Origin of the sequence: Oligoflexus sp. (assembly GCF_035712445.1) — a bacterium.
In the GTDB taxonomy this organism is placed as follows: domain Bacteria; phylum Bdellovibrionota_B; class Oligoflexia; order Oligoflexales; family Oligoflexaceae; genus Oligoflexus.
In genome coordinates, this window is sequence record NZ_DASTAT010000064.1 from 59832 (window position 1) to 73228 (window position 13397).

The 13397-nt window shown below is 54.9% G+C and carries 6 protein-coding genes and 1 tRNA gene; 4 read left to right on the plus strand and 3 right to left on the minus strand.

Annotated elements, in window-relative coordinates; all coding sequences use genetic code 11:
- Positions 1–14: 14 nt before the first annotated feature.
- Complete coding sequence (locus tag VFO10_RS13805; RefSeq protein ID WP_325141071.1) at positions 15–656, minus strand: hypothetical protein; 642 nt, start codon at positions 654–656, stop codon at positions 15–17.
- 330 nt (positions 657–986) lie between these two features.
- On the opposite strand from VFO10_RS13805, the gene VFO10_RS13810 reads away from it, so the two are divergent.
- Positions 987–1059 (plus strand) — tRNA-Gly (locus tag VFO10_RS13810).
- A gap of 14 nt (positions 1060–1073) precedes the next feature.
- On the opposite strand, the gene VFO10_RS13815 is transcribed toward VFO10_RS13810, so the two are convergent.
- Positions 1074–8162 (minus strand): PAS domain S-box protein, encoded by a 7089-nt coding sequence (locus VFO10_RS13815; RefSeq protein ID WP_325141072.1) that lies wholly within the window; start codon positions 8160–8162, stop codon positions 1074–1076.
- 354 nt (positions 8163–8516) lie between these two features.
- Here VFO10_RS13815 and VFO10_RS13820 point away from each other — a divergent pair, with 354 nt between their 5' ends.
- A complete protein-coding gene (locus VFO10_RS13820) occupies positions 8517–10676 on the plus strand; it encodes a PEP/pyruvate-binding domain-containing protein (protein ID WP_325141073.1) in 2160 nt (719 codons plus the stop codon).
- Between the two features lie 30 nt (positions 10677–10706).
- Entirely contained in the window at positions 10707–11180 is a 474-nt protein-coding gene (locus tag VFO10_RS13825; protein ID WP_325141074.1) for a phosphoglycerate mutase family protein, read from the plus strand.
- 4 nt (positions 11181–11184) lie between these two features.
- Here the strand turns inward: VFO10_RS13825 and VFO10_RS13830 are convergent, their stop codons facing one another.
- On the minus strand, positions 11185–11952 hold the full coding sequence (locus tag VFO10_RS13830) for a nitroreductase family protein (RefSeq protein WP_325141076.1): 768 nt from the start codon (positions 11950–11952) through the stop codon (positions 11185–11187).
- A 188-nt stretch (positions 11953–12140) separates the two neighbouring features.
- Here VFO10_RS13830 and VFO10_RS13835 point away from each other — a divergent pair.
- Positions 12141–13397: WD40/YVTN/BNR-like repeat-containing protein (locus tag VFO10_RS13835; protein WP_325141078.1), on the plus strand; the 1257-nt coding region annotated here is incomplete at its 3' end.

Consider the following 13397-nt stretch of genomic DNA (forward strand, 5'->3'; position numbering starts at 1 on the left):
GTGCAATCGACTTTTTACTGGGCGCTGACCGTCAGGAACGACAGGGTATAGTCATCGACCTGGGTGCAGAACTTGAACACGTAGTCCCCCTTCTTGGGGAAGTTCACAGTGAAGTTGCCTCCACCTCCAAGATCCTTACCATTGGCGTCTCCAGCGGGGAAGTAATAAACATCCACCTTCGTTTCTTCACCCAACACAAGGGGTGTGGACGTATTGGCCGCACCCAGGCCGACTTTCAGGTATTCCCAGCCGGTCCCCGAAGCATCAGCCAAATAAGTCGCCAAACGGAAAGGCGTCTCACCCGCGTCCACACTGAGTGTGCCGACATAACAGCCCGATGCAGCATCCAGGTTCAAACGCGAAGCCGCCAGCAATTCCGCGCTGACGCTGCCGCCGAGCCAGCCGTTCATTCCACCGCGCACATAGATCGGAAGCTCCGTCTCCGCAGCATCGACAAAACGGAAGCCTTTGTTCGTGGGTTCCACAGGAGCCGGTGCAGGACCATTCGTGGGTTCAGGCGTGGGAGTCGGTGCCGGTGCAGGAGCGGGATTCGCTGCAGGAGGAGCTTCCTCACTCTTATTGCTGTCCGAACCACCGGAACAGGAAACTGTCATCAGACACGAAACCGCCAGAAGACTCTTCATACAGGCATTCATGATATTCCCCCCAAATTATGAGTATGGCATTCGGGGATTTTCTATGCGGCTTTGTGCACAAACACAAGCCGAAACCTTATTCCATTGGACTAAACTTCAATCTTCACACGTCCTTGTCGGAAACTTTGTTGTTCCATGAACGTAAGGCACTGCAAGGGCTTCACGTTTATCGTCCCGATTATCGACTTTGTTCGTCATGATGAGAAAAGAGCGAACAGCGCGCACTGATTTTGAACCACTCAGGGTTTGCACCTACAGCTATGCGCCGCGGGAAAGAAATATTTGACGAGACTCGGACTTTAGGTTTAGAGTTAACTGCCTGAAAACAGCGCGGGAATAGCGTAATGGCTAACGCATTGCCTTCCCAAGGCAAGGATTGCGGGTTCGAGTCCCGTTTCCCGCTCTCACTTCGCTCTCTTATTGTTTCTCCGAATGGATGCCGCTTTTTTTCGAGCCTTTATCCTCGATCACGATACCAAAGCATGAACCCTGGCCCGGCTCACTGCGGAGCAGTTCCACCGTGCCGCCCAGAGCCTCAGCCAGACGCCGCGACAGGGAAAGTCCCAATCCTGTGCCTCCGAAGCGCCGGGTCGTGGATTCATCCGCCTGCGAAAAAGGCTGAAAAAGCCGGCTCTGATGCACGGCGTCAATGCCCACGCCGGAATCCGAAACTTCAAGGACCAGATAACTTCCCTGCTCCTTTGTCTCATAACGCACGCGGGTCCTGACATGCCCCTGCTCGGTGAACTTGATGCCATTGCCGATGATATTGATCAGAACCTGACGGAAGCGCGTTTGATCGGTGGATATGATCAGGGGCACGCTGGAATCAAAACTGGCCTCGATCTCGATGCCCTTGGTCTTCGCTTTCACATTCAAAAGCGCGTGAATATCCTTCATAAGAGCCTGGGGTGAAACCTCGCTCAGCTGCAGCTTCAGATGGCCCGCCTCGACCTTGGATAAATCCAGGATGTCATCAATAATCGCCGTCAGCTGCTCGCCGTTGCGGGTGATGACCTCCAGGTATTCCTGCTTTTCCTCGTCATCGGTCACAGGATCCTTCAACAGCTCGGTGAAACCCAGGATGGCACCGAGCGGCGTGCGGATCTCGTGGGACATATTCGCTAAAAAGCTGGATTTCGCGAGGTTTGCGGCCTCGGCGGCGAGCTTGGCTTTTTCCAAGGTGATTTGCCACTGCCGCTGCTCGGACTCGATCCTGACCTTTTCCGTGACGTCATGGGCCGCGACGATGAAACAGCTTTCGCTGCCGAGGATCAGGGAACTCGAAGCAAGTTCGACCTGAATCGGCGTTCGGTCTTTTTTCAGCTGGGTGAAGACGGCACTATAATGCAAGGGTCGATCGAAATCGGTCGAGGCACGGGTTTTATCCAGGAAAAGGCTGAAATCCTCGGCAAAGAGTTGATCGACCGGCATCGAAAGGAACTCGTCCTTGGTATAGCCGTAGTGCCTCATCGCCGCTTCATTCACATCCACGATGCGCCGGCTGTCCGCCGCAAAGATCCACATGGGGATCGGCGTGGATTCAAAGAGCAACTTATAGTTTCGGCGCGACAGCTCCAGCTCCTCCATGACTTTCTTCTGCTCCGAGACGTCACGGAATTCCAGCACGGAACCGACGATGTCACCGTCCTTCTCCAAAGGCGAGACCGAGTATTCGACCGGGAATAGCCGACCGAACTTATCGGTGAATATTTCTTCCTGATTATAGATGAACTTGCGCTGAACCTGTGCGTTGTCAATCGGGCATTCTTCCATAGGATAGTGGGATCCGTCCGGCTTTTTCCAATGAACAGCATAATGCAAGGGCCGATCCGCGATTTCACTCAGACTGTCATAACCCGTGAGGCGCCTGGCCGCTGGATTCATGAAGGTCGGATGCCCTTGACTGTCCATCATGAAAAGACAGGACGCTGCATTATCCGTGATCGTCTGCAGGATCTGCCGCTGATTTTTCATGGATTCCTCAGCGGCCTTCCTCTCGGTGATGTCCCGGGTCACGCTCGCATAGAAAATAATCCCCTTGGTTTTGGGATCATGGATCGGGAACATGTTATAGATCACCGGAATCAGGGCTCCGGTCACCTTATGCTGGAAGTGAAGTTCGCCTTCCCAAGAACCTTTTTGTTGAACAGCCGGCAGCACCTCGTCCCAGATCTTGGAATGCTCGGACTCGGGGAAGAAGGAAAGAACCCGCGATTCCGTGACCGCACGCTCCTCAAGGCCCACCATCGTCCGGCCCGCCTGGTTCAGCCACACGCCCTGCATATCCGGAGTGAAAAGACCGATGAAATCATTGCTGGCATTGACGACCGAGGCCAGCAGCTCGGCGCGAAGATGCGACTCCCGCTCTTCATGGACATCGGTCAGAGCCCCCACCCATTCCTTGATCGCGCCTTCGGCATCCACCAGGGGCACAGCGCGCATCTGAAAGTATCGATGCTGCTGCTTCGCGGCATTCCAGACCCGTCCGACGGCATCAAATATCGACGCCTCACGCACAGCCCTGGCCCATGCCGCGATCAGCCGATCCCTGTCTTCCGGGTGAATCATCGCGTGCCAGCCGAAACCCTGCGATGCTTCAAAATCCTGCCCTGTATAGAGTTCCCAGCTCTCCTGCCTTGCGATGAAGCGGCCCGCGACATCGCTGGTCCATGGCACAGACGTCACGACCATCACTAGCGAACGAAGCCGCTGCTCGCTGGTTTTCACATCCTCTTCGGCCACGATGCGATCGTGGATATCAAACACGCTTCCCGCGTAACCCAGGAACTGGCCCTCCGCATCGAAGCGGGGATTGCCGGCATCGATCGCCCAGCGATAGCTGCCATCGCGGGTTCGCAGACGATATTCGGTATAGAAGGGCTCGCCCCTCGCATTGGCTCGACGGAAGAGTTCGCCCGTGCGCTCCTTATCATCCGGGTGCGTGGCCGCGAGCCAGCCGAAGCCCAGGGCTTCTTCGGGGGTCTGGCCGGTGAAGGCATACCACTGCTGGCTTAAATAGGAACACGAGCCGTCTTTCTCCGTGATCCATAGGATCGCAGGGGAGACATCCACGCGTCTTTCAAATTCAATCTGGGCCAATTTCCGCGCGCTGATATCATGAATCGTTCCCAGAACGTAAAGAGGACCATGGGCCGCATCACGCGACACCAGACCATTTTCCAGCAACCAGCGAACCTTGCCGCGCGAAGGATGGGTGCGGAATTCGATCTCGAAGGCGGTGCCTGACTCAATCGCATCGTCCACGACCTTTTGCACCTGCTCACGGTCCTCGGGATGGATGGAATTCAGGAAGAGTTCGTAGCTGGCCTCGGACCTTTCCGCTTCATAGCCGAAGAGCCTATAGGCCTGCTCGGACCATGAGGCTTCGCCTTTGATAAGGTCCCATTGGAATATGCCCAGCTTGCCGGCCTTCAGGGCCAGCTGCAGCTGATCCGTTTTCTCATGCAGGCTGGCTTCACTGGCCTTCAGTTTTTCCGTGAGCTCGAACTGATCGTGAACGTCGGTATTGGTTCCGAACCATTGAATGATGGTGCCATTGGAATCCTTGAGCGGGAAAGCGCGCGTCAGGAACCAGCGGTACTGGCCGTCACGCGCCTTCAAAGGAAAGGTCATATCGAACGCAGTGCCGGTTGCGATCGCAGAGTTCCAGCGTTCCATGACTTCAGGCAGATACTCGGGGTCGTGCATACTCTGCCAGCCCCAGCCCAGCATCTGGTCCAGCGTCGTGCCGCTGTATTCGAACCAGCGCCGGTTGTACCAGACGATGTCACCATTGGGCTGCGCGATCCACGCAAGCTGCGTCATGGACTCTGCGAGCTCGCGGATACGATTTTCAGCTTCTCTTTGCGCGGTGATATCCCGAATCGTCAGCACACCGGCGATGATGCGGCCGCTGTCATCAATGACGGGAGAACCGCCGTATGAGGCCATCCAGGTGCGGAACGGAGTTTCAACCCAGACTTCAAAATTGTTGAAACGCTCACCCCGCGCAAGCCGGCGGATGGGCCAGTCGGCAAAATCGATCGACTGAAAATCGAGGGTCTTCAGCTGAAACGAAGGCTTGTAGTCTTCAGCGGCCGCGATGATATCATCACGAGTCGGAAATCCATGCATCTTCAAGGCTTCTTCATTCATCTCCACGATCTGGCCGGATTCATCGGCGATAACCACGCCCTCAGTCAGAGCCGAGATCACGTTCTTATAGAGTCGCGCGGCTTCCAGAATTTCCTTCTGACGTTCCGCGAGTTCCATCTCGACTTCTTTTTGCCTGCTGATATCGACGTTGATCCCGACAAAGCTGACGGCATGGCCCTGAGCGTCACGAATCAGCTCGCCGCGCCCCACCACCCAGCGTATGGACCCATCCGGTCTTACGATGCGAAACTCGACATGGAAATCATCCTGTCCATCTATCGTCGCCTGAATGCCATTCTGCACGCGCTCCCTGTCATCGGGATGAATACGCTTGAAAAAGCCTTCGTAGGTCTTTTCAAAGCTCCCCGCTTGAAGGCCGTAGATCGCCTCCAGTTCAGGGGTCCATTCAAGTTTGCGCCCCAGATCCCATTCGAACGCTCCGAGCTGTCCCGCTTTCTGCGCGAGGCTCAGGCGTTTCAGAGTGCGTTCCAACTCCAGCGCGGCCTTTTTGCTTTCATGGATATCGGTCGAGGTTCCAAACCAGGATCTTATCTTCCCCTCTTCAAATATTGGGAACGCGCGACTGATGAACCAACGGTACTGGCCGACCTTGCTGCGCAGGCGGAACTCCAGTTCAAAAACGCTTTCCGTCTTCCGCGCCTTGTCCCATGCGCTATGGACAAGGTCCCGATCGTCGGGGTGTATGAAATCATCGCTGCTCCGATAGGCGGCCTTGTCCGCGCCGTCCCCGGTGTAGCCGTACCATTGCTCATTCAGGAAGCTGACATGACCCTTGTCATCCGACACGAAAACAATCTGCGGCATGGAATCGGCCAGGGCCCGGAAAAGTCCCTCGCTGCGCCTCAGGGCGGTGATGTCGATGAAGGTGGCGACCAGTCCATCCCGCCGATGCTCGTGATTGACATAAGGCGTGATGCGGAGTAGAAAAACGGCATGACCCGGCATGAAAATCTCAAATTCCGTATTCCCTTGCTCCTTGAGATCCTGAGGTGCAGGGAACTTCGGCATGTGCTCGGCGCGATGCGTCAGATCATAGATCGAGCGGCCGAGGTCGCGGTCCTTGATGTTGTATATCTGTGTGACAGCAGGCGTGAAACTTTTGATATGAAGATTTTCATCCAAGAACAGCGTCGCGATCTGGGTGCTGGCCAAAAGATTCTCCAGATCGGTATTGGCCTTTTGCAGAGCGTCATTGACGTTTTGGATATCCTCCTTGGAAGCTTCCAGCTCCTCGTTGGCGCTCTGCAGCTCCTCATTCATCGACAGCAGTTCTTCGTTCGATGATTTCAATTCTTCATTGGACGCTTCCAGATCCTGGATGGTCCGATCCAGCTGCTCGCGCGTCGCGGCCAGCTCGGTTTCCAGCTGTTCGACGAAGGCCGTGTTCGCAGGGTGGGGATCAAAGCCTTTCGCTGACGGTTCGCCCTCGCTGATCAGCCCGAGGTAGCGGAACACGACCATGTAGAGGGCGATATCCTCGCCCAATTGCGGCATCGGCTGGACGACGAGTCCAACCCGCTGCATCGCACCGTCGATTTTCAGGGTCGCCGATTCATGCTGGAAGATGCGCTTTTCGGTCTTGGCCTGCGCAAAAATCGTGCGCAGCGCCACACGCAGATTCGGATGAACGACTTTCAGAATATTGTTCTGAAAAGAGCCCTCCGATAGTTCGAAATACGGCGTGAGGCCGGAGGACACGCTCAAGATCTGACCTTCATCATTGACGATCGCGTACTTCGGCGTGAACTCGTCCAGAATGATTCTTTGGCCAACGAGATTCAGATCGGTTTCTATCGTTTTCACAGGTTCCTGGTGGTGTGAAGGGTAAGTCGTGACTGAGCCCGAAAAATGCGACAAGGTTTTGATAGCGGTGACTTTCCGCTGGGCGATGCGATGCTTGACGCTGATCGTGCGGAATAGCTCTTTATGCGTGCTGAGCGATTCGCTATTGCCAAGAAAAAGGTAAGCACCGGGTTTCAAGGCGTAGTGAAACACAGGGATCAGCTTTTTCTGCAGATGCAGGCCGAGATAGATCAAAACATTGCGGCAGGAAATCAGATCAAGCTGCGAGAACGGGGGATCGTTGATCAGATTATGAACCGAGAAAAGACACAGCTCCCGCACATCCTTGACGATGTGATAACGGCCGCCCTTGCGAATGAAATATTTCGCGAGGATATCCTGGGACAGGCCGCTGACCGCGCTCTGTGAATAGGCGCCGCGACGCGCGACGGCCAGGGCATGCTCGTCGATATCGGTGGCTATGATCTGAATGTCAGGGGCGTTCTCGCATCCTGCCAGCACTTCCTTCATCAAGATAGCCAGCGAATAGGCCTCCTCGCCGGTCGAGCAGCCGGCGACCCAGATGCGAAACTTATGATCCTTCGAACGGGCCCTGAGGGCTTTGACTATGACTTCCTCACGAAGGGCCTGAAAGGCTTCCGCATCGCGAAAAAAACTGGTGACGTTGATCAGCAGTTCTTTAAAGAGGGCCTCCGCCTCCTGCGGCTGGTCTTTCAGCATATCCACATAGGCATCAACCGAGCTTATCTGCAGGACCTGCATGCGCCGTTGGATGCGGCGGACGAGAGTGCTGGTCTTGTAGTGTTTGAAATCATGCCTGGTGGCCCGGTGCAGAATCTCGCAGATGGGGATCAGTGCAGCCGCGATATGTTCCTTGAAAAGCTCAGGACCCTCGCGCGCTGACACCCGGGCCAGATAAGTGGAATAGGCATTCAGGATTTCCGGCATGCGGGCGGGTTCCAGCACATGGTCGATGAGTCCGCTCGCTATTGCATTCTGCGGCATGGCCTTATGCTCGGCGGAATCCACATCCTGAGCCATCGTCATGCCATTCGACTGGCTGATATGGATGAGCCCCTGCGAACCATCGGCTCCCTCGCCGGACAGAACAATCCCGATCGCACGATGCGCAACGCTTCTGGCCAGGGCCCGGAAAGCCTCATCAATGACAGCCTGCCTGTTATCGCGTGACGGAGCAGGTCGGATATCAAAGGCCCCGTTCTTAATCGCGATGTACGAATGCGGAGGCGCCAGAAACAGAAATCCGGGCTGCAGCGGCTCGCCTTTGACGATTTCCCGAACAGGAAACCGTGACGTCTGAGCCAGGACTTCCTGGGCCAACTCCTTGCCGCTGCCGTCAATATGCATGACCAATATCAAAGCAAAGCGCTGGGGATCCATGGGAGCGCCCTGAAAAAACTGTCGAATCGCAGCAAGACCGCCGGCCGAAGCGCCCAGGACGACCACTACAAAATCCTTGGTTTCGCGCGGGCTCTTCACTGAATGAGGCATGAGCTGTGACAAAAATTTCGACTCTCTTTTTAAGTTCGTCCTAGGCTGCTCATATTTATCAAAAATCTGCAGCTTTTTATACGTCCAAGAAAAACCGAAGGCATCGCCTATACATCCGTGCATAGTTTCGTAAAACCGAAGAACAGCTGACCAGAGCCGGGAAACCACAGGGTGAAGGCATGGACCTACAGCTCATTGCGATCAGTCGATGTCTTCCATCGCTTCGTCGGGTCGAGTTTGAGATGACTGGCTATCCAGCCAGAATCACGTTTGTTTTCACCAAAACGGACAACTTTTTTGGCAAAATGCTTCTTGGTGGAAGCCAGGCATCCTGATAGTCACTGCTCTTCGCGATAAGGAGCCTTTATGCTGTCACGCCTGGTTTGCGTTTTCATTCTGCTATTTTTCTCGTTTGAGCACTTACAGGCGGCCGCCGCAAGGCGGAGTGACCTTTATCAAATGTCTCTGACAGATCAGGCCGGCTGGGTCAGCCTTTCCAAGGAAAGCACAGGACTCGTTCAGGGCGGCCGATCGCTGAAATTTCTGATCGACCAGCGCAATCGCAACCAACCGCGGGTTTACTTCATGAACAGCAACTTCGCCGGTCGCTGCCGCCTGGCCGAAGCCTGCTCCCGCTATCACTATGATTTCGCGGTCGAAGCTCTGCGTTATGCTTCTGACCTGGACACGTTCAATGCCCAGACTTATTTCACCCGGAGCAAGGACTTCGTCGCAGGCGTTCTGCAGAGCTATGTCTTGAAAGATCGCGGTCCTGTGATCGGAATTCAGCTCTATCCGCAGGATATGGCCCAGGAAGAGGATATCGTAAACCTTGCGCGCATCCTGAAAGCAGTCGTCCGCATTCCCGGTCAAAAGCTGGCCTTTGTCGCCACAGGCGATCAGCAGAGCACAGGCACCGTGGAAAATGACCTCGCTGCAGCCGGCATCCTGAATCTGTCGCTGAACGCGATTCTCGGCGACATCAGCTATATTCCCCTGCATACCGGCGAAGCCTATGGATATCTGCGCCTTTTCCCCAGCAACCAGGACGATCTTCTGCCGACTGATATTCCCGTCTTTGATGAACTGCCGCTCGATCTTTCCGTGGTGGCTGCCACCATCACCAAGGCCTATCAGGACACCAATTCGCACATCAATCTGAAATCGAAGGAACGCAATACACCGAACATGGTTCTGCGTGATGCCGGTCCTGAGCAGCGCGATCTGAAACGCTGGCTCGATCAACCGGTTCGTCTGGTGGTCACGACGCAAGGCTTCTCGATCACGGCCAGCACGGATGCGGAAGTGCAGGCCCGCTATGCTGCCAAAATCAAAAAACCCTGGTTGGCATTGAAGTGGCAAAGCACGAGTTCCCTCTCCAGCTTTGAGAGCATCTGCCCGGGTCGCGCCGCAAACTGCCTGAAGGCCAGTGAACTCTTCGGCAGCAAGGCCGCCAACCTCGGCTTTTTGAAAGAAGTCTTCCGCGATCGAACTCTGCCCGGCGCCGAAGCTTTGAGCTATGATCCGGTTCCGCTGGGTTTCGCTGTGCCCCTTCAGTTTTACAAAGACTTCATGGATCTGCCTTCCAACGCCGCTTTGAAGGAAAAATTAAGCGCCTTCATCGAGCTGGAAAAATCCGGGTTGATGAGCAGCCGCGATCGCAGCACCCAGGCCGAAGAGATTCGTCAGCTGATTCTGAATGCAGAGCTTCCCGCCCAGAATCTTGAGTCGATCCTGAACCAGGCGCGCACCCAGGCTCCTGAGATCGATAAGTGGAAACTCCGCTCCAGCGCCAACGCCGAGGATATTGATGGTTTCGACGGCGCGGGCCTGCACGATAGCTATTCGGCCAAGGTTTCGACCAAGGATAACGCGGAACACAGCTGCAAGCTCGTTCTGGATGATGATCCCGAGCCGGGTGAACTGCCGAAGATGAAGGTCAAACCGAAGACTTTCGCCTGTGCGATCAAAGGCGTCTATGCCTCGCTCTGGAACAAGCGCGCGATTGAAGAACGCAACTTCGCGCGGATTGATCATGCAAGCATAGCCATGGGTTTGGCGATCCTTCCATCGTATGACACCGAATCGCCGGTTGTGGCGAACTCGGTGGTGGTCACGCGCGTGATCAATAGCCGGGATGTCTATGGTTACACGCTGTCGATTCAAAAGGACAACAACACGGTGACCAATCCCCTGCCCGGCAGCTGGAGCGAGCAGACGATCTATGCCGTGAGCGGTTATGACGAGCCGCCTTCGTTGACCACGCTGCGCTTTGCCAAGCCGCTGCCCGAGAGTCCGGTTATGACCACGACGGTGCTGCCGCGTGAGACAACCATTCAGATGGCACTTATGGCCCGCAAGGTCGAAGAGGCTTACTGCCGCGCGCGTGGGCGTTCATACTATCCCAAAAGCTGCAGGACTGTGTCGTGGGATGCGGAGAAGCCCAAGTCACTCGACATGGAGATGAAGTTCCTGCAGAATGGCGAGTTCGTGCTGAAACAGGTTCGCGAATTCGGCGGACGTTAAGCCCGGTCACCGTCATTCTTTCGAGGTCTTATGAAGAAGTATCTGCTGCTTGGACTCTGGCTTTTGGCGGCCAAGGCCTATGCCTTCCAAACCGTTTTTATCGTGCGTCATGCGGAAAAGCAGGATGACAGCAAGGATCCCGGACTCAGCCTGAAGGGCAAAAGCCGGGCCCTCGACCTCGCGACCCATCTGAAGGACGCGGGCGTTAAAGCCATCTATGTGACGGAATACCAAAGGACGCAGAAAACGGCCGAACCCTTGGCCGAAGTCCTGGGCATCAAACCCGAGATGACGGACAAGGACCTCGCAAAATTCGCGGCCAAACTGCTGGCCGATAAAAGCAGCGATGCGGCCCTGATCGTCGGTCACTCCAATACCGTGCCCGATCTGGTCAAGGCCTTGGGCGTGCCGGTGAACTGGACGATAGCCGATACCGAATTCGATCGCTTGATCATCGTGACTCTTGCCAAACCGGCTCCGGTCACGACCGTACTGCGCTACTAAGCGCTCAGTGTTCCAAGACAAACATATCCCGGGGCAGGCGCAGTTTGGGTCCGTAAACGCCTCCCTGGGTTCTTCGCCCTGCGCTCAGCACCATCACCACATGCGCATCACGGGGCAGCTTGATCAGCTTCTTCACGCGCCATGCATCAAAGCCTTCCATGGCACAGCTGTCATAACCATAAGCCCGCAACGCCAGCATCAAATTTTCACAGGCGAGCGCTGCGCTTTTTATGGCCCATATCGCCTGGTCTTTTTTGGTGAGGGGGCCGCGGATGATCGGACGGAAAAGACCGATGATCGTCAAAAGCAGCCATTTGAAAGGGGCCAGGATGGAAAGGGGCCCCACGGAATACACCCAATAAACCAGCTTATGGTAATAAGCCAGAGTTGACTTGGTCGGCAGCCCTTCTTTTTTCAACTGCGCCTCGATCAAGGGCGCATTGCGCCGCCAGACGCTGGTCCTGGCCACACAGACGATCAGCTCGGGAGCCGTGGTGGCCGCGGCCTGGCCTAAACAGGCCTGAGCCAGAGACTTCTTCAGATCCGGTCGCCGCACCCAATGAAATTCCCAGGTCTGCAGGTTGGATGAATTGGGAGCCTGCAGAGCGAGGTCGAAGCAGGCGTTCATAACATCCTCGGGAATGGATTCCGGCTTATATCGCCGTATCGAGCGACGCGATCGAATAATGTCCGCCAAGGCCAAAGGATCGCATGCAGGCGCATCTTCGTGATAATCCTTGGGGCGTGCGCGAAAGGCTGCAACATCGGGCATGGAGCTACTCCCATAAAGGTCCTGATCATGAACGGTGAGATCCCGGGCCGCACAAGTTAATTTTTCTTTAAATAATCTATTCCGAAGACTCAGAAAAAACAAATCGTTTTCGAGGGTTATTCCCCATTGACGCCGACTTCTTTCCGCCCCTATATTCGCCCGCAACAATGAAATAAAGGAGCTATCCGATGAGAAACGGGGCGACAATCGCTTTCGCCGTTCTACTTTCTGCGTGTGGTGTCCACCAGGAGTCTTCCCTGCAAGACCAGACCGCGTCACCGTTCACGAAACTGGGCAAAGTTCCTAATAGCATGGGAATACTGGCCAGGACCTCAGACCGGCTTATAAACATTGGAGATGGAAAGTACGCAGCATCCGCCGACAGTGGCATCACCTGGTCGACAGAATTCCCATACAGCACTCCGCTCTGGTTTGAAGAGGGCGGAACACTGTCGGTTGCTAACGGGGTCCTGTATAAGGCTACCGGATCCACACTTTACCTTTCGAAAGACCAGGGAGCCAGCTTTCAAAAGCCCAAAACCGACGGATACTGCACAAGCCGAACCATTCGGGCGTTGCCGGACTCTTCCCTCATTTTCGCTTCCAACTGCGGCGTGCTCATCTCGGATGACCAGGGCCGATCGTTTTATGCGAAAACCACTGAAAATGGTTTAAGCGGTAACACGATACTGGATGTCATCAGCCATCAGGATACACTCTTCGCTTTAGTCCAGAATTATTACAGGACTCTCAATGTATCACGGGATTCAGGCGAGACCTGGACAACCTTCGATGTCAATCAAACATTGAAAGGGTCGATATCAGCCCCCTATATCGGTGAAAACGAAAAAGGCGTCTATATCGCCGCCAATGGATTTTTCCAAAGTAAAGATCAAGGGCAAACCTTCACAAAACTCACCGAAGCCAGCTTTACTGCTTTCGCCGTCGCCGGGGACACCATTGTCGGCACCACCGAGTCCGGCGACATTTACCTCTCAAGCGATAGCGGAATCACATGGGCCATCCGAAGAATTGATGGCGTGCAAAAAGCGGCGGCGAAAGTCATTATCGTTGACCAGAATATCTATCTGTTCACGCGGCCTGATTCTTCGTCGAATTACTTCATTTTTTCCAATGATAACGGAATTACCTTTCAAACGAGCCAATTCCCGACGATCACAGGCCAAATAAATCAAATCACAGATATAGCCTCGGCCTATGGAAAGGTCTGGGTCCTGACTGAAACGGCTTCTTACATTTCCGAGGATGGTGGCCATACTCTGAATCGACTGAACACGGGAGTGACCGTCAGAGCCTTCACCCGAATCACCCAATCAGGTAACAAAGTCTTTGTCGAGGCAGGATGCTACGGTTCCTCGCAGACGTGCACCTTCGTTTCGAGCGATGGTGGGAAATCGTACAGCTATCTGCGAGACAGTGGCATC